Genomic DNA, 21,714 nt, shown 5'->3' with positions numbered 1-21,714 from the left:
CCTCACCCGGGCTCACGAAGGAAAGCAGCAGAACAATGAAGATCGACTGGGCGGCCCTCGGTTCCGTCTTCGGCGTCAGCCTCGTGGTCACGGTGGCGCTGGTGGCGCTGTTCACGCTCGGCATCACCGGCCTGTCCCGCCGTGAACGGGCCGCCGAGCAGGGCCGGTCCGCGGCCCTGGCGCTCACCGGTGCCTACGCCTGCTTCGCCGCCTGCGCGGCGGCGGTGGGCTACGGGATCTACCTGATCATGGCCTGATCCCCGCGAGCGTTTCCGGAGGGTGGTGCGAGGCGATGCCTCGCACCACCCTTTCGCGCTCCCCCACCCGAATCCCTCTGTGGGCCTCAGCACACTTCAGCCTCGCAGGTCAACGGCAAGTTGACGGCCCTTCCGGGGGCGTGGTGGACTGCCGGAGCCAAGTGCGGCGGCAGGAGAGGAAGCCGGTGGAAGTCCGGCGCGGTCCCGCCACTGTCACCGGGGTGAACAACCCCGGGAGCCAGGAACTCTCACCGCCGGTCTCGTCGAACCAGGGCGCGGACACCCTGAGTGAGGACATATATCGCCATGCGCGGCTGCCTGTTGAGGTCGATCAGCGACGCACGGCCCCGTACCGGGGCACCCCGGAGCATTCCCACCGGATCCGTCACCGGCTGAACCCATGGGTGCCGATCGCGTGTTCGCGTACGGCGCCGCCGCCGGCCTCCTCGGCGACCTGCTGCTCGGCGATCCCCGCCGCGGGCATCCGGTCGCCGCTTTCGGGCGGGCCGCGGCTGCCGTGGAACGTGTGCTGTGGCGGGACCATCGCGGCTGGGGCGCCGTGCACACCGCCGTCTGCGTCGGCGGGACGGTCGCCCTCGGCGGCCTGGCCGCCCGCTGCGTCCGCCGCTCCCCCGCCGCCTCCCTCGCCCTGACCGGCGTCGCCACCTGGGCCGTGGTGGGCGGCACCTCGCTCGCCCGGGAGGCCCGCACCATCGCCCGTGCCCTTCAGGCCGGTGACCTGGAGGCGGCCCGGGCACGGCTGCCGCATCTGTGCGGGCGGGACGCGCAGGCGCTGGACGCCGACGGCATCGCCCGCGCCGTGGTGGAGTCCGTCGCCGAGAACACCTCCGACGCGGTGGTCGGCGCCCTGGTGTGGGGCGCCGTCGGCGGGGTGCCGGGGCTGCTCGGCTTCCGCGCCGTCAACACGCTGGACGCCATGGTCGGCCACAAGTCGCCGCGCTACCGCCGCTACGGCTGGGCGTCGGCCCGGCTCGACGACCTGGCGGGCTGGCCGGGCGCGCGGCTGACCGCCGTCCTGGCCGCGCTCGCCGGGCCCGACCCGAAGGGCGCGGTGCGGGCCTGGCGGGCGGACGCCGCCGAGCACCCGAGCCCCAACGCGGGCCCCGTGGAGGCCTCGTTCGCCGGCGCGCTGGGTGTGCGGCTCGGCGGAACCCTCTCCTACGGCGGGCGCATCGAGCACCGGCCGGTGCTCAACGGGCAGGGGCGCGCGGTGACCGTGCCCGACATCGAACGGGCGGTACGGCTCTCCCGAAGGGTCGGCTGGCTCGCGCTGGGCGTAGGCGCCCTGGCGCGCAGGCTCATGAAGGGGCGGGGCGCATGAACGGTGGGCTGCTGGTCGCCGGGACCACCTCGGACGCCGGCAAGAGCGTGGTGACCGCCGGCATCTGCCGCTGGCTGGTCCGTCAGGGCGTCAAGGTGGCGCCGTTCAAGGCGCAGAACATGTCGCTGAACTCGTTCGTGACCCGGGAGGGCGCCGAGATCGGCCGGGCGCAGGCCATGCAGGCGCAGGCCTGCCGGCTGGAGCCCACGGCGCTGATGAACCCGGTGCTGCTCAAGCCCGGCGGGGAGCAGAGCAGCCAGGTGGTGCTGCTCGGCAAGCCGGTCGGCGAGCTGAGCGCACGCGGCTACCACGGCGGACGCCAACAGCGGCTGCTGGGCACCGTGCTGGACTGCCTTGCGCAGTTGCGGGGCACGTATGACGCGGTGATCTGTGAGGGGGCGGGCAGCCCGGCGGAGATCAATCTGCGCCGGACCGACATCGTGAACATGGGGATCGCGCGGGGCGCGCAGCTCCCCGTGCTGGTCGTCGGCGACATCGACCGCGGCGGTGTCTTCGCCTCCTTCTTCGGCACCGTCGCCCTGCTCTCCCGCGAGGACCAGAAGCTGGTCGCCGGCTTCCTGGTGAACAAGTTCCGCGGCGACGTGTCGCTGCTTCAGCCGGGCCTCGACATGCTGCACGGCCTCACCGGGCGGCGCACCTACGGGGTGCTGCCGTTCCGGCACGGGCTCGGCATCGACGAGGAGGACGGGCTGCGGGTCTCGCTGCGCGGCGCGGTGCGCGAGTCGCAGGTGGCCGCGCCGGTCGGCGAGGACGTGCTGCGGGTCGCGGTGTGCGCGGTGCCGCTGATGTCCAACTTCACCGACGTGGACGCGCTCGCCGCCGAACCGGGCGTCGTGGTGCGGTTCGTGGACCGTCCCGAGGAGCTGGCGGACGCCGACCTGGTGGTGGTCCCCGGAACCCGCGGCACGGTGCGGGCGCTTGAGTGGCTGCGCGAACGGGGCCTGGCGGAGGCGCTGGTGCGCCGGGCGGCCGAGGGACGTCCCGTGCTCGGCATCTGCGGCGGCTTCCAGATCCTCGGCGAGCACATCGAGGACGAGGTGGAGAGCCGCCGGGGCCGGGTGACCGGGCTCGGGATCCTGCCGGTACGGGTGCGGTTCGCCCGCGAGAAGACCCTTACCCGGCCCGCCGGCCAGGCCCTCGGAGAACGCGTCGAGGGCTACGAGATCCACCACGGCATCGCCGAAGTCCTCGGTGGTGAGACGTTCATCTCCGATGACCATGGACACAGCCTGGACGGCTGCCGGGTCGGGCACACCTGGGGCACCCACTGGCACGGCTCGCTGGAGTCGGACGGCTTCCGGCGTGCGTTCCTGCGCGAGGTGGCCGCCGCCGCGGGCCGCCGCTTCACACCGGCCCCCGACACCTCCTTCGCCGAGCTGCGCGAACAGCAGCTGGACCGGCTCGGCGACCTGATCGAACAGCACGCGGACACGGACGCGCTGTGGCGGCTCATCGAGTCCGGCGCGCCGCAAGGACTGCCCTTCATCCCACCGGGAGCGCCCGCATGAGCACTGTGTTGTTGTTGTCGACCGCCGACACCGATCTGCTGGCGGCGCGGGCCAGCGACGCCGAGTACCGGATCGGCAACCCGACCCGCGTGGACGTCACCGACGAGCTGCCCGCGCTGCTGGACGGCGCGGACATCGCCGTGGTGCGGCTGCTCGGCGGCAAGCGGGCCTGGGAGGACGGGCTGGCCGCGGTGAAGGCCTCGGGCGTCCCGGCCGTGCTGCTCGGCGGAGAGGCCGTGCCCGACGCCGAGCTGATGGCCGAGTCGACGGTGCCCGCCGGTGTGGTGGCCGAGGCGCTGCGCTACCTGGTCGAGGGCGGGCCGGACAACCTCACCCAGCTGGCCCGCTTTCTGTCCGACACCGTGCTGCTCACCGGCGAGGGCTTCGACGAGCCACGGAAGATGCCCGCCTTCGGCGTGCACGGCGAACGCCCCCTGCTCGACGGCCGCCCGACCGTCGGCGTGCTCTTCTACCGGGCGCACGAGCTGAGCGGCAACACCGCTTTCGTCGACACCCTGTGCGACGCGATCGAGGCCCGCGGCGCCAACGCCCTTCCCGTGTACTGCGGTTCACTGCGCGGCGCGGACCCGGAGCTGTACACGCTGCTGTCGAAGGCCGACGCGCTGGTCGCCACCGTGCTCGCCGCCGGCGGCACCCACGCCTCGCAGGCGTCCGCCGGCGGCGACGAAGAGACCTGGGACATCGGCGCCCTCGCCGACCTCAACATCCCCGTGCTGCAAGGACTGTGCCTGACCTCCCCGCGCGCCGCCTGGGAGGAGTCGGACGCCGCGCTGTCCCCCATGGACGCGGCGATGCAGGTCGCCATCCCGGAGTTCGACGGACGGCTGATCACCGTGCCGTTCTCCTTCAAGGAGCAGGGCCCGGACGACGTACCGGTGTACGTCGCCGACCCGGAGCGGGCCGCGCGGGTCGCCGGGATCGCCGTGCGCCATGCGGCGCTGCGGCACAAGCCGAACGCCGAGAAGAAGCTGGCACTGGTCTTCACCGCCTACCCGACCAAGCACTCCCGGGTCGGCAACGCGGTCGGCCTGGACACCCCCGCCTCGGCCGTACGCGTCCTGGACGCGCTCCGCGACGCCGGCTACTCGCTCACCGACTACCCGTCCGGCGGCGACGAGCTGATCCACCGGCTGATCGAGGCCGGCGGGCACGACGTGGAGTGGCTGACCGAGGAGCAGCTGGCCGCCGCTCCTGCACGAGTGCCGCTGGCCGACTACCGGGCCTGGTTCGACAAGCTCGACCCCGAGCTGCGGGAGGCGATGACCGAGGCATGGGGCGAACCGCCGGGCTCGCTCTATGTCGACGGTGACGACATCGTGCTGGCGGCCCTGCAGTTCGGGAACGTGGTCGTGATGATCCAGCCGCCGCGCGGCTTCGGGGAGAACCCCATCGCGATCTACCACGACCCCGACATGCCGCCCTCCCACCACTACTTGGCCGCCTACCGCTGGCTGGAGAACACCTTCGGCGCCGACGCCATCGTGCACATGGGCAAGCACGGCACCATGGAGTGGCTGCCCGGCAAGGGCCTCGGCCTGAGCGCGGGCTGCGCACCGGACGCGGTGCTCGGCGACCTGCCGCTGGTCTACCCGTTCATCGTCAACGACCCCGGCGAGGGCACCCAGGCCAAGCGCCGCGGACACGCCACCGTGGTGGACCATCTGGTCCCGCCGATGGCCCGCGCCGACACCTACGGCGACCTGGCCAAGCTGGAGCAGCTGCTCGACGAGTACGCCCTGGTCTCCGACCTGGACCCGGCGAAGGCACCGGCGGTACGGGCGCAGATCTGGACCCTGGTCAAGGCCGCCGAGCTCCACCACGACCTGCATGTGGACGAACAGCCGGACGACGACGAGTTCGACGAGTTCGTCATGCACATCGACGGCTACCTCTGTGAGATCAAGGACGTGCAGATCAGGGACGGCCTGCACATCCTGGGCGGCGGCCCGGCCGGTGAGCCGCGCGTCAACCTGGTGCTGGCGGTGCTGCGCGCCTCCCAGGTGTGGGGCGGTCAGGCCGACGCGCTGCCCGGCCTGCGGGCCGCACTGGCCGAGCACTTCGGGCTCGCGGAGAAGGAGCTGCTGGCCGAACCGGGCGCCCCGGTGAAGGTGCCGGTGGAGCTGACGGATCTGGTCGAGGGCCCGTCCCGTACGGCCGCCGATGCGATCGATCTGCTGGAGCAGCTGTGCCGGCGGATCGCCGAGGGCATGGAGGAGCGCGGCTGGGCGGCCGGCCAGGCGCCGGGCCTGGTGCGCGAGGTGCTGGGGACGGAACTGCCGGACGCGGTGGCCGTGCTGGAGTTCGCGTGCACGGAGGTCGTGCCCCGGCTGGCCCGTACGACGGACGAGATCGACCACATCCTGCGGGCGCTGGACGGCGGTTACGTCCCGGCGGGTCCCTCCGGCTCACCGACCCGTGGCCTGGTCAATGTCCTGCCGACCGGCCGCAACTTCTACTCCGTCGACCCCAAGGCCATCCCCTCGCGACTGAGCTGGGAGGTCGGGCAGGCGCTCGCGGATTCGCTGGTGCAGCGCTATCTGCGGGACACGGGTGAGTACCCGAAGTCCGTCGGCCTCACGGTGTGGGGTACGTCCGCGATGCGCACTCAGGGCGACGACATCGCCGAGATCCTGGCACTGCTGGGGTGCCGCCCGGTGTGGGACGACGCGTCGAGGCGGGTCACCGGCTTCGAGATCGTGCCGCTGAAGGAGCTGGGCCGGCCGCGCATCGACGTCACGGTCCGCATCTCCGGCTTCTTCCGGGACGCCTTCCCGCACGTGGTCGCTCTGATCGACGACGCGGTGCGCGCGGTGGCTGAGCTGGACGAGCCGGCCGAATCCAACTACGTACGGGCGCACGTGGAGGAGGACACGGCCGCCCACGGCGACCGGCGGCGCGCGACGGCCCGCATCTTCGGCTCCAAGCCGGGCGCCTATGGGGCGGGCCTCCTGCCGCTGATCGACGCCCGCAACTGGCGCAGCGACGCGGACCTCGCCGAGGTCTACGCGGTGTGGGGCGGCTATGCGTACGGGCGCGGCCTCGACGGGCGGGCGGCACGCGGCGACATGGAGACCGCGTTCAAGCGGATCGCCGTGGCCGCGAAGAACGTCGACACCCGCGAGCACGATCTCGTCGACGCCGACGACTACTTCCAGTACCACGGCGGCATGGTCGCCATGGTGCGCCATCTGACGGGGGCCAGCCCGGAGGCGTACGTCGGCGACTCGGCCACGCCGGACCAGGTGAAGACCCGCACGCTGGGCGAGGAGACGCACCGGGTGTTCCGGGCGCGGGTGGTCAACCCGCGCTGGATGGCGGCGATGAGGCGGCACGGCTACAAGGGCGCCTTCGAGATGGCGGCCACCGTGGACTACCTCTTCGGCTACGACGCCACGGCCGGGGTCGTGGACGACTGGATGTACGAGCGGCTCGCGTCTGAGTACGTCTTCTCGGCAGAGAACCAGGAGTTCATGCGGAAGTCCAACCCGTGGGCACTGAGGGGCATCGCGGAACGGCTCCTGGAGGCGGCGGACCGTGGGCTGTGGGCGGAGCCGGACCAGGAGACCCTGGACCGGCTCCGAGCGACCTACCTCGAACTTGAGGGAGATCTGGAGGGAGACGCGTGAGCGCCCTCGGAATCCCCGCGTTTGCGGGGAGCACAGCAGCAGATCGACCAGGTGATCGTGCAGCAGTGGACCACCCCCGCATCTGCGGGGAGCACCCACCTACTCTCGCCGGGTCATCGCCTCGCCGACAGCCACTCTCTCTCCATTCGCCTGAAGGAGTGATCGCCGCGTGAGCACCCCCTACCCGTTCACCGCCGTGGTCGGACAGGACGATCTTCGGTTGGCGCTGATGCTCAACGCGGTGAGCCCGTCAGTCGGCGGCGTTCTCATTCGAGGTGAGAAGGGCACTGCGAAGAGCACGGCCGTGCGTGCGCTGTCCAGCTTGCTGCCGCCCGTGGCGGTCGTCTCCGGATGCCGCTTCTCCTGCGATCCAGCCGCGCCCGACCCTGGATGTCCTGACGGGCCTCACGAGTCCGAGGCGCCGGCAACGCGCCCCGCGCGGATCGTCGAGCTGCCCGTCGGAGCCTCTGAGGACCGGCTGGTGGGCGCCCTCGACATCGAACGAGCCCTCTCGGAGGGGGTCAAGGCTTACGAGCCGGGTCTGCTCGCCGCGGCGAACCGGGGCATTCTGTACGTCGACGAAGTCAATTTGCTGCATGACCACTTGATCGATGTCCTGCTGGACGCCGCCGCGATGGGCGCCTCGTACGTCGAGCGTGAAGGCGTCTCCGTACGGCATGCGGCGCGGTTCCTGCTGGTCGGGACCATGAATCCCGAGGAAGGGGAGCTCAGGCCCCAGTTGCTCGACCGGTTCGGGCTGACCGTGGAGGTCGCGGCCTCGCGGGAGCCGGAGACCAGGGTCGAGGTCGTGCGGCGGCGGCTCGCCTACGACGCCGACCCGGCGGCCTTCGCCGCGCGGTGGGCCGAGGAGGAGGCCGCCGTGCGGCAACGGATCGTCGCCGCGCGGGAGTTGCTGCCAAAGGTGCGGCTCGGTGACGGCGCGCTGCGGCAGATCGCGGCCACGTGTGCGGCCTTCGAGGTGGACGGCATGCGCGCCGACATCGTGATGGCGCGGACGGCGACCGCGCTGGCGGCGTGGGCCGGGCGGACGGACGTGCTGGCGGAGGACGTGCGGCAGGCGGCGCTGCTGGCGCTGCCGCACCGCCGGCGGCGCAATCCGTTCGACGCGCCGGGTCTGGACGAGGAAAAACTCGACCGGACGCTGGAGGAGTTCTCCGGCGACGACGATCCCGGCCCTGACGGGGACGGGGGCGGTCCCGGTGGCGGCGGTGAGCAGCCGGAGCCGGACGAGGGGCCGGCGGGCGGGGGCAGCGGTGCCCGGCCCGAGGAGGCCGGCGAGGACGGGGAGCCGCAGGCCTCCGGTGCCGGGGAGCAGTCTCCGGTACGGGCGGCGGAGCCGTTCCGCACCAAGGTGTTCAGTGTGCCTGGCATCGGTCAGGGTGCCGCGGGGCGGCGTTCGCGGGCGCGGACCGAGCAGGGGCGGACCACGGGCGCCCAGCGGCCGCAGGGCGCGCTGACGAAGTTGCATCTGGCCGCCACCGTGCAGGCCGCCGCTCCGCATCAGCGGGCGCGCGGCCGGTCGGGGCGCGGTCTGGTGGTGCGCCGCGACGATCTGCGGCAGGCCAGGCGCGAGGGGCGCGAATCCAACCTCGTGCTCTTCCTCGTGGACGCCTCCGGTTCGATGGCCGCGCGGCAGCGGATGAGCGCCGTGAAGGGTGCCGTGCTGTCGCTGCTGCTGGATGCCTACCAGCGGCGGGACAAGGTGGGGTTGGTGACCTTCCGCGGGACGGGTGCCGAGGTGGCGCTGCCGCCCACCTCCTCCGTGGACGCGGCGGCGGCCCGGCTGGAGTCGCTGCCCACGGGCGGGCGCACCCCGCTGGCGGCCGGGCTGCTGCGCGCGCACGAGGTGCTGCGGGTGGAGCGGCTGCGGGACCCGGCGCGGCGTCCGCTGCTGGTGGTGGTGACCGACGGGCGGGCCACCGGTGGTCCGGAGCCGGTCGCGCTGGCCGGCCGGGCCGCGCGGCTGTTCGCGGCGGACGGGGTCGCCTCCGTGGTCGTGGACTGCGAGTCGGGTCCGGTGCGGCTGGGGCTCGCCGGGCAGCTGGCCGGTGAGCTGGGCGGCACCGCGGTGACGCTGGACGAGCTGCGCGCCGACTCGATCGCCGGGCTGGTCAAGGACGTACGAAGGAGGGCCGCGTAGTGCCGCAGGGACAGCCGAGTGTGGTGCCGGACGACGGGCTGACGACTCGTCAGCGGCGGCACCGTCCGCTGGTGATCGTGCACACGGGCATCGGGAAGGGCAAGTCCACCGCCGCCTTCGGGCTGGCGCTGCGGGCCTGGAACCAGGGGTGGCCGATCGGGGTGTTCCAGTTCGTCAAGTCGGCGAAGTGGAAGGTCGGCGAGGAGCGGGCGCTGCGGGTGCTCGGGGACTCCGGTGAGGGCGGGACCGTCGCCTGGCACAAGATGGGAGAGGGCTGGTCCTGGGTGCAGCGCGACGCGCAGATGGACAACGCGGAGAAGGCCCGCGAGGGCTGGGAGCAGGTCAAGCGGGACCTGGCCGCCGAGACGTACCGCCTGTACGTGCTGGACGAGTTCGCCTACCCGATGCACTGGGGCTGGGTGGACACCGACGAGGTCGTGGAGGTGCTGCGCGGCCGCCCGGGCACGCAGCACGTCGTGATCACGGGGCGGAACGCGCCGGAGAAGCTGGTCGCCTGCGCGGATCTGGTGACGGACATGTCGAAGGTCAAGCACCCCATGGACGCCGGGCAGAAGGGGCAGAGGGGCATCGAGTGGTGACGTCCCCTGCCCGTGTCCCCCGGCTGGTGATCGCGGCGCCGTCGTCCGGCAGCGGCAAGACGACCGTGGCCACCGGGCTGATGGCCGCCCTCACCGCGCGGGGGCTGTCCGTGTCCCCGCACAAGGTGGGGCCGGACTACATCGACCCCGGGTACCACGCGCTCGCCACCGGCCGGGTGGGGCGGAACCTCGACGCGTATCTGTGCGGGCCGGAGCTGATCGCTCCGCTGTTCCTGCACGGGGCGCGCGGCTGCGACATCGCGGTGGTCGAGGGCGTGATGGGGCTGTACGACGGTGCCGCCGGGGAGGGTGAACTGGCGTCCACCGCGCAGGTCGCGAAGCTGCTGGGGGCGCCGGTGGTGCTCGTGGTGGACGCGTCGTCGCAGTCGCGGTCGGTGGCGGCGCTGGTGCACGGGTTCGTGAGCTGGGATCCAAAGGTGCGGGTCGGGGGCGTGATCCTGAACAAGGTGGCCTCGGACCGGCACGAGGAGTTGTTGCGGGAGGCGCTGGAGTCGGTGGGGGTGCCGGTGCTGGGCGCCTTGCGGCGGGCTGAGCGGGTGAGTACGCCGTCTAGGCATCTCGGGTTGGTTCCGGTTGCCGAGCGGGGGCAGTTGGCGGTTGAGGCGGTTGCGGCGATGGCTGCGAGCGTTTCAGCGGGGTGTGATCTGGACGCGGTTGTCTCGTTGGCGCGTACTGCCGGTGCCGTACCAGGGGGCGCTGCCCCCTGGACCCCCGCCTTTCCCGTCCACCACCCGAAGCTGTCGGCTGAAAAGGCTGACGAGGCTCGTCCGGAGCCCCGCGCTTCGGAGCGACCCGTCGTGGCCGTGGCCGGTGGGGCCGCGTTCACCTTCTCCTACGCCGAGCATGCGGAGCTGCTGGCCGCGGCCGGGGCCGAGGTGGTCACGTTCGATCCGTTGCGGGACGAGGAACTGCCGCCCGGAACACGCGGGTTGGTGATCGGGGGCGGGTTTCCGGAGGTGTACGCCGCCGAGCTGTCGGCCAATGAGCGGCTGCGCAAGGCCGTTGCCGGGCTGGCGGAGAGCGGCGCGCCCGTCGCCGCCGAGTGCGCCGGGCTGCTGTATCTGTGCCGGGAGCTGGACGGGCTGCCGCTGTGCGGGGTGCTGGACGCCTCCGCGCGGATGAGCGAGCGGCTCACGCTGGGCTACCGGGACGCCGTGGCCGTCGGTGACAGCTGTCTCGCCGTCGCCGGGACGCGGATGCGCGGGCACGAGTTCCACCGGACGGTCGTGGAACCGGGGGCCGGGGACGTGCCGGCCTGGGGTGTGCGGGCCCCGAAGCCGCGCGTCGAGGGGTTTGTACGGCGCGGGGTGCACGCGAGCTATCTGCACACGCACTGGGCGTCCGAGCCCGGTGTGGCCCGTCGGTTCGTCGAGAGGTGCCGGACGTCATGAGCAGCCGTCTGATCGGAGTCGGGGTGGGTCCCGGTGACCCGGAGCTGGTGACCGTCAAGGGTGTGAACGCCCTGCGGGCCGCCGATGTGGTGGTGGTGCCGGTGATGGACACGGGCGAGCGGGGGCGGGCCGAGGCGACGGTGCTGCACTACGTGCCCGTGGAGAAGGTCGTCCGGGTGGTGTTCGCGCTGAACGAGCGCACGGACCGGGCGCGGCGCGAGGCCGCCTGGGACGCGGCCGGTGAGCGGGTCGCCGGTCTGCTGCGCCGGCATCGCCGGGTGGCGTTCGCGACCATCGGGGACCCCAATGTGTACTCGACGTTCACCTATCTCGCGCAGACCGTCGCCGATCTGGTGCCGGGCACGGTGGTGGAGACGGTGCCGGGGATCACCGCGATGCAGGACCTGGCCGCGCGGTCGGGTGCGGTGCTGACGGAGGGCACCGAGCCGCTGACGCTGGTGCCGGTGACGGCGGGGGCCGCGGTGCTCAAGGAGGCGCTGGCCGGGCCGGGGACGGTCGTGGCGTACAAGTTCGGGCGGCAGGCGGGCGAAGTCGCGGAGGCGCTGCGGGAGGCCGGGCGGCTGGAGGGTGCCGTGTGGGGTTCGGCGCTGGGGCTGCCGGAGGAGTCGGTTCGGCCGGCCGCCGAGCTGGACGGGACGCCGCTGCCGTATCTGTCGACGCTGATCGCGCCGCCGCGGCGCGACGGCGGGCGGGGCGGGAAGCTGTGAGCCGCCGCTGCCGCCGGTCAGTGGATCGTGCCCACCACCAGCCAGATGAACAGCACGCCCGCGATGGTGCACAGCAGTGTGGAGCGGGCGGGGTGCACATGGTGCGCCTCGGGGAGGATCTCGGCCGCCGCGAGGTAGAGCAGTGCGCCGCCGAACAGGCCGAGGTAGCCGCCGAGCAGCGGCTCGGGGATGGTGAAGAACAGCGTGGAGGCAGCGCCTGCGATCGGGGCCACGGCGTCGGCGCAGAGCATCAGCAGGACCCGGCGGCGGGTGTTCCCGTACACGCTGGTGAGGGTGTACGTGTTGAAGCCGTCCGCGAAGTCGTGGGCGATCACGGCGACGGCGACGGCCGCGCCCATGCCTCCGCCCACCTGGAAGGCTGCGCCGATGGCCACGCCGTCCATGGCGCTGTGGCCGACCATCGCGGCGGCGGCCGTGAGGCCCACCTCGGGGCTGCGGCCGATGGCTTCCTCGCCCCCGTGCGCGGCCTGACGCGGCACCAGCAGATGCTCCATCAGGTGGGCCAGCAGGAAGCCGGTGACGAAGAGGAGCAGCGCCGCCGGTACGCCGTACACCTCCGTGCCGGCGGCCTCCAGCGACTCGGGCAGGAGTTCCAGGCCGACCACGCCGAGCATCAGGCCGCCGGCCAGGCCCAGCACCAGGTGACGGCGGTCGGTGACACGGTGTGCCGCCCAGCCGCCGGCCAGCGTCATCAGGAACGCGCCGAGCGCGACGAAGACCGCCATGTGCTCTTCGTATCCGATCGGCACCGGCTCGCGCACGTGTGACAGCAGCTGCCCCGCCCACTTTGTGACCCCCTTGTCTCGCTCGTCCCGCAGGAGAGGACCGATTCCCATGGCCGATGCCCCCACCGGCAAGGTGACCTTCGTCGGCGCCGGCCCCGGTGCCGCCGATCTGCTGACGTTCCGGGCCGCGCGTGCCATCGCCGAGGCCGACGTCGTGATCTGGGCGGCCAGCCTGGTGCAGGCCGAGGTGCTGAAGCATGCGCGGGAGGGCGCGGAGATCCTCGACTCGGCGACGATGTCGCTGGAGGACGTCGTCGCCGTGTACGAGCGGGCGCACGCCCAGGGGCTGAAGGTGGCCCGGATCCACTCCGGTGATCCCGCGCTGTGGGGCGGCACCCAGGAGCAGCTGGACCGGTGCCGGGAGATCGGCATCGAGACGGAGGTCGTGCCGGGCGTGTCGTCGTTCTCCGCGGTCGCCGCGCTGGCGCAGCGGGAGCTGACGATTCCGGAGATCGCGCAGTCGGTGGTGCTGACCCGGCTGGGCGGTGGCAAGACGCCGATGCCGCCCGGTGAGGAGGTCCGCGAGTTCGCCCGGCACGGCACCACCATGGCGGTCTTCCTGTCGGCGGCGCGCAGCGGCCAGCTGGTGCGGGAGCTGCTGGAGGGCGGCTATCCGACGACCACGCCGGTGGTGGTGGCGTATCAGGCGACCTGGCCGGAGGAGCTGATCGTCAAGTGCACGATCGGCACGCTGGAGGAGACGGTCAAGCGGCACAAGCTGTGGAAGCACACCTTGTTCCTGGTGGGCCCGGCGCTGGACGCGCACGGCACGCGGTCGCATCTGTACCACCCGGGTCACTTCCACGGGTACCGCAAGGCCGACCCGGAGGCGCGGCGGGCGCTGCGGTCGCGGGGTGCCGGCACATGATCACCGTGGTCGGAATGGGGACGGATGCCTCAGGGGCGCACGTTCCTCAGGAGCTGCTCGCCGATGCCGCACTCGTCGTGGGCGGGCGGCGGCATCTGGAGGCCGTCGCGCTGCCGGGGACCGCCGAGCGGGTCGTACTGGGTCCGCTGGCGCCGGCACTGGAGAGGATCGCCGGATGCGTGGCCGATCGGCGTCCCGTCGTGGTGCTGGCGTCGGGGGATCCGGGGTTCTTCGGGATCGTGCGGGCGCTGGCCGAACGGTTCGGTCCCGAGGTGCTGCGGGTGCGGCCCGGGGTGTCGTCGGTGGCCGCCGCGTTCGCGCGCCTCGGGCTGCCCTGGGACGACGCGGTGGTGGTCAGCGCGCACGGGCGGGACGCCCGGACGGCCGTCCAGCTGTGCCGGGCGCATCCGAAGGTGGCCGTGCTGACCGGTCCGGGCGCCGGTCCGGCGGAGCTGGGGGCGGCGCTGGCCGAGCACTGCCCCGGCCGGGTGCTGGTGGTGGCGTCGGCGCTGGGCGACCCGGTGCGCGAGCGGGTGGAGCGGGTCACGCCCGCCGAGGCCGCCGCGCGGGACTGGGGCACGGCCGTGAACGTGGTGCTGTGCCTGGACCAGTCGCGGGCCCTCGGCCCGGTGCGGACCGTGGCGGGCGGGTTCGAGCGGCCCGCCGGGTGGGCGCTGGACGAGGCGGAGTTCACCCACCGGGACTCGATGATCACCAAGTTCGAGGTGCGGGCGCTGGCGCTGGCCCGGCTCGGTCCGCGCCCCGGTGAGCTGGTGTGGGACGTGGGCGCCGGGTCGGGTTCGGTGGCCGTGGAGTGCGCGCGGCTGGGTGCCGCCGCCGTCGCAGTGGAGAAGGCCGCGGACGGGGTGGAGCGGATCCGCGCCAACGCGGCCGCGCACGGCGTCGATGTGCGCGTGGTGCACGGCACGGCCCCGGCCGCGCTGGAGGAACTCGACGATCCCGACGCCGTGTTCGTCGGCGGGGGCGGGCGGGAGCTGCCCGCCGTCGTCACCGCCTGCGCGCGGCGCGCCCGGCGGACCGTGGTGGTGGCGATGGCCGCGCTGGACCGGGTACCGGCCGCCCGCGCGGCGCTCACCGCGGCCGGACTCGCCTGCGACGGGGTGCTGTTGCAGTCGTCGCGGCTGGCGCCGCTGCCGGGCGATGTGACCCGGCTGGCGGCGGCCAATCCCGTTTTCCTGCTGTGGGGCGTGCGCCCCGCGGCACACAGTGAAGGAGTTGCCCAGTGATCGGCCTGATCTCCGCCACGGCGGCGGGAGCGACGGCGCGGGACCGGCTGGCCGCGGCGTGGCCGGACCGGACGCGGGTGTACGACGGTCCGGTGCGGGACGCGGTGCGGGCCGCGTTCGCGGAGTGTGAGCAGCTGGTGTGCTTCCTGGCCACCGGGGCGGTGGTGCGGCTGGTGGCGCCGCTGCTGGAGGACAAGCGGAGCGACCCGGGTGTGGTGTGTGTCGACGAGGGCGGGCGGTTCGCCGTGTCGTTGCTCGGCGGGCACGCCGGCGGGGCGAACGACCTGGCCCGTGAGGTCGGTGAGGTGCTGGGCGCCGAACCGGTGGTGACGACGGCCACCGACGCCGTGGACCTGGCGGGGCTGGACACGCTGGGCCTGCCGGTGGAGGGGGACGTCGCCGCCGTGTCGCGGGCGCTGCTCGACGGTGAGGAGGTGGCGCTGGATGCCGAGGTGGCCTGGCCGCTGCCGCCGCTGCCGGCCGGCGAGCAGGGCACGTACACCATCCGCGTCACCGACCGGCTCGTCACGCCCGGTGAGGGGGAGGCCGTGCTGCGACCGCCGTCCCTCGTCGTCGGCGTGGGCGCGTCGCGGGGCGTCCCTGTCGAGGAGGTGCTGGCGCTGGTCGGGGACGCGCTGCGGGAGGCCGGGGTGTCGCCCGCGTCGCTCGGGGAGCTGGCCACGGTGGACGCCAAGGCCGAGGAGCCCGGCATCGTGGCCGCGGCCCGGCACTTCGGCGTGCCGCTGGTGACGTATCCGGCCGAGGAGCTGGCCCGCGTCGAGGTGCCCAACCCGTCCGCCGCGCCGCTCGCCGCGGTCGGCACCCCGTCGGTCGCTGAGGCCTCGGCGCTCGCGCGCGGCGGTGAACTCCTCGTCCCCAAGCGCAAGTCGGCGATGGCGACCTGCGCGGTGGTACGGCGGCCGGGGCGCGGCCGGCTCGCGGTGGTCGGACTCGGGCCGGGCGCCCGGGACCTGCTGACCCCGCGCGCGAAGGCGGAACTGCGGCGCGCCTCGGTGCTGGTGGGCCTGGACCAGTACGTCGACCAGATCCGCGATCTGCTGCGGCCCGGCACCAGGGTCATCGAGTCCGGTCTGGGCGCCGAGGAAGAACGGGCGCGCACCGCGGTGGGCGAGGCCCGGCGCGGGCATTCGGTGGCGCTGATCGGCAGCGGGGACGCGGGTGTGTACGCCATGGCCTCGCCGGCGCTCGCGGAGGCGTCCGACGACATCGACGTGGTCGGGGTGCCCGGTGTGACGGCGGCGCTGGCGGCCGGTGCGATCCTGGGCGCCCCGCTGGGCCATGACCATGTCTCGATCTCCCTGTCCGATCTGCACACGCCGTGGGAGGTCATCGAACGGCGGGTGCGGGCGGCGGCCGAGGCGGACCTGGTGGTGACGTTCTACAACCCCCGCAGCCGGGGCCGTGACTGGCAGCTGCCCAAGGCGCTGGCGATCCTCGCCGGGCACCGGGCGCCGACGACCCCGGTCGGTGTGGTGCGCAACGCCTCCCGCCCGGACGAGTCCAGCCGGATCACCACACTGGCCGGGATCGACCCGGCCACGGTCGACATGATGACGGTCGTGACGGTGGGCAACACCGCGACCCGGACCGTCGCGGGGCGCATGGTGACGCCGCGCGGCTACCGCTGGCAGACGGATGCGAAGCAGGAGGCCCGGTGAAACGCGTCGTCCACCCCATCGAGCAGGAGTCCTTCCGCAGGCTGCGCGCCCGGCTGGACACCTCGCACTTCCCGCCGCTGACCCGCGCGGTCGTGGAGCGGGTCATCCACTCCTCAGCCGATCTGGAGTACGCCTCCGATCTCGTCATGGACGAGGGCGAACTGACGAAGGCCCGTGCCTCGCTGCACGCCGGGGCGCCGGTGGTGGTGGACGTGGAGATGGTCGCGGCCGGCATCACCCGCCGCGAGACCGTGTGCCGGCTGAAGGACGCCCAGGCCGGGCCGGGCCTGACGCGGTCGGCGCACGCCATGCGGCTCGCCTTCGAGGAGGTCGGACCGGGCGCCCTGTGGGTGATCGGCTGCGCGCCGACCGCCCTGGAGGAGCTGCTGACGCTGGACGCCTCCCCCGCGCTGGTCATCGGCCTGCCCGTCGGCTTCGTCGGCGCGGCCGAGTCCAAGGCGGCACTGCGCGCGAGCGGGCTGCCCGCCGTGAGCAACGTGTCCGAGAAGGGTGGTTCGGCGGTGGCCGCCGCCGCGCTCAACGCCCTGCTGTACCACCCCGTTTCCCCCGACCCCTCCGAGGAGAACCTGTGACCACCCCGCCCGCTCTGCTCATCGCCGGCCACGGCACCCGCGACGACGCCGGGGCCGAGGCGTTCCGCGCCTTCGTGCGGGAGCTGGGCCGCCGCCACCCCGGACTGCCGGTCGCGGGCGGCTTCATCGAGCTGTCCCCGCCGCCGCTGGGCGAGGCCGTCACCGAGCTGGTCGACCGGGGCGTGCGCCGCTTCGCGGCCGTGCCGCTGATGCTGGTGTCGGCCGGCCACGCCAAGGGCGACATCCCGGCGGCGCTGGCCCGCGAGAAGGAACGGCACCCGGGGATCTCGTACACCTACGGCCGCCCGCTGGGCCCGCACCCCGCGCTGCTGAGCGTGCTGGAGCGCAGGCTGGCGGAGGTGCTCGGCGACTGGGACCCGGCCGAGGTGACGGTACTGCTGGTGGGACGCGGCTCCACGGACCCGGACGCCAACGCGGAGGTGTTCAAGGCGGCCCGGCTGCTGTGGGAGGGACGCGGCTACGCGGCCGTCGAGACGGCGTTCGTCTCGCTGGCGGCCCCGGACGTGCCCAGCGGCCTGGACCGCTGCGCCCGCCTGGGCGCCCGGCGCGTCATCGTCCTCCCGTACTTCCTCTTCACCGGCATCCTCCCCGAGCGCGTGAAGCTGCAGTCCCAGGAATGGGCGACAAACCGTCCGGACATTGAGGTGCGCTCCGCGGACGTCATCGGCCCGGAGCAGGAACTCCTCGACCTCGTCTGGGAACGCTACGAGGAGGCGGTGCGCGGCGATCTGCGCATGAACTGCGACAGCTGCGTCTACCGGATCGCGCTGCCCGGCTTCGAGGACAAGGTCGGCATGCCCCAGCAGCCCCACTTCCACCCCGACGACGACGGCCACCACCATCACGGACACGGACACGGCCATGCCCACTCGCACTCCCACGCCCACTGAGCCGATGGACGCACACGATCTGCGGCACCACGGGGACGCCGAGGTGCGCGACGACGGCGCCGCCCTGACCGACCTGGCGGTGAACGTCCGCGCGGACACCCCGCCGGACTGGCTGCGCGACCGCATCGCCGCGTCCCTGTCCGGCCTGGCCGCCTACCCCGACGGCCGCGCCGCCCGTGCGGCGGTGGCGGCCCGGCACGGCCTGCCCACCGACCGGGTCCTGCTCACCGCGGGCGCGGCCGAGGCCTTCGTCCTCCTGGCCCGCGCACTGAAGGTCCGCCGACCCGTGGTCGTGCACCCCCAGTTCACCGAACCTGAGGCGGCCCTGCGCGACGCCGGCCACTCGGTGAACCGGGTCCTGCTCCGCGAGCCGGACGGCTTCCGCCTCGACCCGGCCCTGGTCCCCGACGACGCTGACCTGGTGGTGATCGGCAACCCGACCAACCCCACCTCGGTCCTGCACCCGGCCTCGACAGTGGTCCAACTGGCCCGCCCCGGCCGCACCTTGGTGGTGGACGAGGCCTTCATGGACGCGGTCCCCGGCGAACGGGAGTCCCTGGCCGGCCGCACGGACCTGCCCGGCCTGGTGGTCCTGCGCAGCCTCACCAAGACATGGGGCCTGGCCGGCCTGCGCATCGGCTACGTCCTGGCCTCCCCCGACACCATCGCGGACCTCGAACGCGCCCAGCCCCTCTGGCCCGTCTCCACCCCGGCCCTCGCCGCGGCGGAGGCCTGCATGGAGCCCCGTGCCCTGGCCGAGGCGGACCGCGCGGCCCACCGCATCGCGGCGGACCGCGCCCATCTGGTCGCCGGCCTGCGCCGGTTCACCCCGCACGGCCTGCGCCTGGCGGAACCCCCCGAGGCCCCCTTCGTCCTCATCCGCCTCCCCCACGCCCCCCAGATCCGCACCCGCCTCCGCACCCTCGGCTACGCAGCCCGCCGCGGCGACACATTCCCCGGCCTCGACACCAACTGGCTCCGCCTGGCAGTGAGGGACAGAGCAACGACGGACGGCTTCCTGAACGCCTTGGACAAGGCGCTGTCCGCCGGCTGACGCCGGAGGCTCCGCCCGACACCTCGACTCACCGAGCCAAGCCCCCGGGTGCCCCTCAACCCGCCGAGCCCGGCGCCCGGCTCGGTCACCTCCGGGCCGACCGAGTCGAGCGCCTCGGACCGAGTCGGGGGCCTCAACCCACCGGGCCACAACCCCGGTTCGGTCATCTCTCGGCCGACCGAGTCGGGCGCGTCGCAATGCACGGGGGCACGCACCCCGCCCCGCTCACCTCCCGGCCGACCGAGACGAGCGGTCCCCGACCGAGTCGGGCGCCCCTCAACCCACGGGCACGCACCCCGCCCCGCTCACCTCCCGGCCGACCGAGACGGGCGGTCCCCGACCGAGTCGGGCGCCCCTCAACCCACGGGCGCGCAACTCGGACCGTTCACCTTTCAGCCCACCGAGTCGGGTGGTGGGGCGGGCATAGGTCCGGGGGTCCAGGGGGCGGAGCCCCCTGGTTGGGTCACCGGAACCCGGGGTCAGCTCTTCCGGCGACGGGACAGCAGCACCGCCCCCGCACCAACCCCCAGCAGCGCAACGGCCCCCGCCGCAACATACGGCGTTGCGGAATCACCGCCCGTCTCCGCGAGGTTGGCGACCTGCTCCTTCTCTCCCGGCTCCCCCCGCTCCCCCTGCGGCTCGACCCCGGCCCCGGCCCCGGAGTCCTCCTCCGGAACCGCAGCCTCCTGCTGTCGCTCCCCCTGCTGCTTCTGAACCCCCGGCGCCTCACACCTCGCCTCGACCAACGTCACCGTCCCCTCCACCGCGGCAACATTCAGCTTCAGCGGATTCACCGACACCGACAGCTGCAACGCCGTAGCCACCGCCGTCCGCGACGTCGTCTCCGTCTTCGACAGATCCAGCCGCACCTCACCGACCCCCGGCACCTTCACCTCGGTCGGCCCATTGGACGTCAGCCGGACCCGCTTCCCCAGCACCGTCACCGTCCCCGGCAACGTCGCCGACGCGAGCGGCGTCCGCCCCGCCTCACAGACCGCCTTGGCGCTGACCTTCTCCAGTTCGATCAGCCCCAGCCGAGGCAGCCCGGGCACATGCACCCGCGCCTTCGCCAGCGTCGCCGACGACTCCGCCTTGCCCCCCTCCACAGCGGCCACCGCATCGGCGACCTCCGCCCGCAGCACGGTGAACCGACGCCCCCCGTCGACGCCGTCCAGGCTCGCGGTGAGCGCCGTCTTCCGTGCACTCTGCGGCGCGCTGACCTCGTTGAGGCTGAGCGCAAGCGGAACGTGCACGGACTTGTTGGCCAGGGCCACATCGAGATCGGTCCGCAGGACGACGGCGCGGGCCCCGCCCTTCTCCCCGGTCTCCCCCGGCTCCCCGGTGGCATGCGCGGAGCCCGCTCCGGCCAGTGCCGCGGACCCCGCGGCGAGAACGGTGGCCGTGGCGACGGCGACCCAACGGCGTGCGGACATACGGAACTTGGTGCTGTTCAAGGTGGTGGGACCCCCCCATGAGACGTGTGGGACCCGGAAAGAATGTCCGCGGCGCACGCCGGCCGTCAGCGATCCGCCGACACTTCACCCCATCGGGGCGATCCCGCCGAGGTGTTCGAATCGAGAGGCACGGCCGTTCCCCCTCGCCACCCCAGCCACCCCCTCCCGGGTGAGCGCGCGAGCACGACCCCCGCACCCCACGCTCCCCGCCCCGGCGCCCCGCACCTCGCACCTCACGGCCCGCGCTGCCTCACGCTCCCCGCCCCGGCGCCCGCACCTCGCACCTCGCGCCTCACGGCCCGCGCCCCGCGCCCCCCGCGGCCTGCGCCTACGCGACCACGCGCCCGTTCAGAACCACCCGGCGCGGATCCGTCAACACCCGCACATCCGCACGCGGGTCAGCCTCGTACACCACCAGATCCGCCGGAGCACCCTCCTCCAGCCCCGGCCGCCCGAGCCACTTACGGGCCGCCCAGGTCCCCGCCGCCAGCGCGTCGAGCGGCGGAATGCCGGCCGTCACCAGCTCACCGACCTCGGCCGCCGCCAGCCCGTGCGGCAGGCTGCCCCCGGCGTCGGTGCCGACGAAGACGGGGATGCCCGCGTCGTAGGCGGAGCGCACGGTCTCGTAGCGGCGCGCGTGCAGCCGGCGCATATGGGCCGACCAGTCGGGGAACTTCTTCTCGCCGCCCGCTGCGAGATCCGGAAAGGTGGCGATGTTGACCAGGGTGGGCACGATCGCCACCCCCCGCTCGGCGAACAGCGGGATGGTCTCGTCCGTCAGCCCCGTGGCGTGCTCGATGCAGTCGATGCCGGCCTCGACCAGGTCCCGCAGGGAGTCCTCGGCGAAGCAGTGGGCGGTGACGCGGGCGCCGAGCCGGTGCGCCTCGGCGATGGCCGCCTCGAGGGCCTCGCGCGGCCAGCAGGCGGACAGGTCGCCCAGGTCGCGGTCGATCCAGTCGCCGACCAGCTTCACCCAGCCGTCGCCGCGCCGCGCCTCCTGGGCGACATGGGCGACGAGGTCCTCCGGCTCGATCTCCCAGGCGTAGTTGCGGATGTAGCGGCGGGTGCGGGCGATGTGCCGCCCGGCCCGGATGATCTTCGGGAGGTCCTCGCGGTCGTCGATCCAGCGGGTGTCGGAGGGCGAGCCGGCGTCGCGCAGCAGCAGCGCGCCGCCGTCGCGGTCGGTGAGGGCCTGCTTCTCCGCGACGTCCTCGGGGACCGCGCCGTGCCGGTCGAGGCCGACGTGGCAGTGGGCGTCGACGAGTCCGGGCAGCACCCAGCCCTCGACGGTCCGGATGTCACGGGCACCGGCGGGGCGGTCGTAGGAGATCCGTCCGCCGACCACCCAGAGCTCGTCGCGGACCTCCTCAGGCCCGACGAGCACCCTCCCCTTGACGTGCAGCACCGCGCGTTCGCTCATACCCGGC

Annotated in this window: 17 protein-coding genes and 1 riboswitch; of the genes, 14 read left to right on the top strand and 3 right to left on the bottom strand. The window is 73.6% G+C overall.

What is annotated here, in order from left to right:
* The first annotated feature begins 35 nt into the window (after positions 1 to 35).
* The 8 genes from ABD207_RS14415 (at position 36) to cobI (ending at position 11,675) form a co-directional block, all read left to right on the top strand.
* A complete protein-coding gene (locus ABD207_RS14415) occupies positions 36 to 257 on the top strand; it encodes a hypothetical protein (protein WP_167991334.1) in 222 nt (73 codons plus the stop codon).
* A gap of 127 nt (positions 258 to 384) precedes the next feature.
* Positions 385 to 524, top strand: a riboswitch (cobalamin riboswitch).
* Between the two features lie 133 nt (positions 525 to 657).
* Positions 658 to 1,599: a cobalamin biosynthesis protein gene (locus ABD207_RS14410; RefSeq protein ID WP_344013073.1), complete on the top strand. Its 942-nt coding sequence runs from the start codon at positions 658 to 660 to the stop codon at positions 1,597 to 1,599.
* Positions 1,596 to 3,128, top strand: coding sequence for a cobyric acid synthase (locus tag ABD207_RS14405; RefSeq protein ID WP_344013071.1), 1,533 nt, complete (start codon positions 1,596 to 1,598; stop codon positions 3,126 to 3,128). Before ABD207_RS14410 ends, ABD207_RS14405 begins: the two co-directional genes overlap by 4 nt.
* Positions 3,125 to 6,775 (top strand): cobaltochelatase subunit CobN, encoded by a 3,651-nt coding sequence (gene cobN / locus ABD207_RS14400; protein WP_344013069.1) that lies wholly within the window; start codon positions 3,125 to 3,127, stop codon positions 6,773 to 6,775. The genes ABD207_RS14405 and cobN overlap by 4 nt, the downstream gene beginning before the upstream one ends.
* Positions 6,776 to 6,944: 169 nt before the next feature.
* Entirely contained in the window at positions 6,945 to 8,936 is a 1,992-nt protein-coding gene (locus ABD207_RS14395; RefSeq protein WP_344013067.1) for a putative cobaltochelatase, read from the top strand.
* Positions 8,936 to 9,535, top strand: coding sequence for a cob(I)yrinic acid a,c-diamide adenosyltransferase (gene cobO / locus ABD207_RS14390; RefSeq protein ID WP_344013065.1), 600 nt, complete (start codon positions 8,936 to 8,938; stop codon positions 9,533 to 9,535). The genes ABD207_RS14395 and cobO overlap by 1 nt, the downstream gene beginning before the upstream one ends.
* On the top strand, positions 9,529 to 10,947 hold the full coding sequence (locus ABD207_RS14385; RefSeq protein WP_344013063.1) for a cobyrinic acid a,c-diamide synthase CobB: 1,419 nt from the start codon (positions 9,529 to 9,531) through the stop codon (positions 10,945 to 10,947). Before cobO ends, ABD207_RS14385 begins: the two co-directional genes overlap by 7 nt.
* Complete coding sequence (gene cobI / locus ABD207_RS14380) at positions 10,944 to 11,675, top strand: precorrin-2 C(20)-methyltransferase (RefSeq protein WP_344013061.1); 732 nt, start codon at positions 10,944 to 10,946, stop codon at positions 11,673 to 11,675. The genes ABD207_RS14385 and cobI overlap by 4 nt, the downstream gene beginning before the upstream one ends.
* A 17-nt stretch (positions 11,676 to 11,692) precedes the next feature.
* Here cobI and ABD207_RS14375 read toward each other — a convergent pair whose 3' ends face one another.
* Positions 11,693 to 12,421, bottom strand: a complete 729-nt coding sequence (locus tag ABD207_RS14375; protein WP_344013060.1) for a ZIP family metal transporter — start codon at positions 12,419 to 12,421, stop codon at positions 11,693 to 11,695.
* A 109-nt stretch (positions 12,422 to 12,530) separates the two neighbouring features.
* Between ABD207_RS14375 and cobM the strand changes: the two genes are divergently transcribed.
* From cobM to cobC, 6 genes are read left to right on the top strand one after another with little or no spacing between them, the layout of a single operon-like run.
* A complete protein-coding gene (gene cobM / locus ABD207_RS14370) occupies positions 12,531 to 13,349 on the top strand; it encodes a precorrin-4 C(11)-methyltransferase (RefSeq protein WP_344013059.1) in 819 nt (272 codons plus the stop codon).
* Positions 13,346 to 14,596, top strand: coding sequence for a precorrin-6y C5,15-methyltransferase (decarboxylating) subunit CbiE (gene cbiE / locus ABD207_RS14365; protein ID WP_344013057.1), 1,251 nt, complete (start codon positions 13,346 to 13,348; stop codon positions 14,594 to 14,596). The genes cobM and cbiE overlap by 4 nt, the downstream gene beginning before the upstream one ends.
* The gene (cobJ, locus tag ABD207_RS14360) at positions 14,593 to 16,275 is read left to right on the top strand and encodes a precorrin-3B C(17)-methyltransferase (protein ID WP_344013055.1); all 1,683 of its coding nucleotides are present in this window, start codon (positions 14,593 to 14,595) and stop codon (positions 16,273 to 16,275) included. The genes cbiE and cobJ overlap by 4 nt, the downstream gene beginning before the upstream one ends.
* The gene (locus ABD207_RS14355) at positions 16,272 to 16,868 is read left to right on the top strand and encodes a precorrin-8X methylmutase (protein WP_344013053.1); all 597 of its coding nucleotides are present in this window, start codon (positions 16,272 to 16,274) and stop codon (positions 16,866 to 16,868) included. The genes cobJ and ABD207_RS14355 overlap by 4 nt, the downstream gene beginning before the upstream one ends.
* A complete protein-coding gene (locus ABD207_RS14350) occupies positions 16,865 to 17,779 on the top strand; it encodes a sirohydrochlorin chelatase (RefSeq protein ID WP_344013051.1) in 915 nt (304 codons plus the stop codon). The genes ABD207_RS14355 and ABD207_RS14350 overlap by 4 nt, the downstream gene beginning before the upstream one ends.
* Positions 17,751 to 18,833, top strand: a complete 1,083-nt coding sequence (gene cobC, locus ABD207_RS14345; RefSeq protein ID WP_425580720.1) for an Rv2231c family histidinol phosphate aminotransferase CobC — start codon at positions 17,751 to 17,753, stop codon at positions 18,831 to 18,833. Before ABD207_RS14350 ends, cobC begins: the two co-directional genes overlap by 29 nt.
* A gap of 479 nt (positions 18,834 to 19,312) precedes the next feature.
* Here cobC and ABD207_RS14340 read toward each other — a convergent pair whose 3' ends face one another.
* Both ABD207_RS14340 and ABD207_RS14335 read right to left on the bottom strand, forming a co-directional pair.
* Complete coding sequence (locus ABD207_RS14340) at positions 19,313 to 20,266, bottom strand: SCO1860 family LAETG-anchored protein (RefSeq protein WP_344013048.1); 954 nt, start codon at positions 20,264 to 20,266, stop codon at positions 19,313 to 19,315.
* Positions 20,267 to 20,615: 349 nt separating this feature from the next.
* Positions 20,616 to 21,707, bottom strand: a complete 1,092-nt coding sequence (locus tag ABD207_RS14335) for an amidohydrolase family protein (protein WP_344013046.1) — start codon at positions 21,705 to 21,707, stop codon at positions 20,616 to 20,618.
* Positions 21,708 to 21,714 lie beyond the last annotated feature (7 nt).

Origin of the sequence: Streptomyces thermospinosisporus, assembly GCF_039526425.1 — a bacterium.
Lineage (GTDB): Bacteria > Actinomycetota > Actinomycetes > Streptomycetales > Streptomycetaceae > Streptomyces > Streptomyces thermocarboxydovorans.
This window is presented reverse-complemented; position numbering and strand designations above follow the sequence as displayed.

Coding starts and splice junctions, on each gene's coding strand:
- ABD207_RS14415 (WP_167991334.1), top strand. CDS start 36: ATGAAGATCGACTGGGCGGCCCTCGGTTCCGTCTTCGGCGTCAGCCTC.
- ABD207_RS14410 (WP_344013073.1), top strand. CDS start 658: ATGGGTGCCGATCGCGTGTTCGCGTACGGCGCCGCCGCCGGCCTCCTC.
- ABD207_RS14405 (WP_344013071.1), top strand. CDS start 1,596: ATGAACGGTGGGCTGCTGGTCGCCGGGACCACCTCGGACGCCGGCAAG.
- cobN (WP_344013069.1), top strand. CDS start 3,125: ATGAGCACTGTGTTGTTGTTGTCGACCGCCGACACCGATCTGCTGGCG.
- cobI (WP_344013061.1), top strand. CDS start 10,944: ATGAGCAGCCGTCTGATCGGAGTCGGGGTGGGTCCCGGTGACCCGGAG.
- ABD207_RS14375 (WP_344013060.1), bottom strand. CDS start 12,421: ATGGCGGTCTTCGTCGCGCTCGGCGCGTTCCTGATGACGCTGGCCGGC.
- cobM (WP_344013059.1), top strand. CDS start 12,531: ATGGCCGATGCCCCCACCGGCAAGGTGACCTTCGTCGGCGCCGGCCCC.
- cbiE (WP_344013057.1), top strand. CDS start 13,346: ATGATCACCGTGGTCGGAATGGGGACGGATGCCTCAGGGGCGCACGTT.
- cobC (WP_425580720.1), top strand. CDS start 17,751: ATGCCCACTCGCACTCCCACGCCCACTGAGCCGATGGACGCACACGAT.
- ABD207_RS14340 (WP_344013048.1), bottom strand. CDS start 20,266: ATGTCCGCACGCCGTTGGGTCGCCGTCGCCACGGCCACCGTTCTCGCC.
- ABD207_RS14335 (WP_344013046.1), bottom strand. CDS start 21,707: ATGAGCGAACGCGCGGTGCTGCACGTCAAGGGGAGGGTGCTCGTCGGG.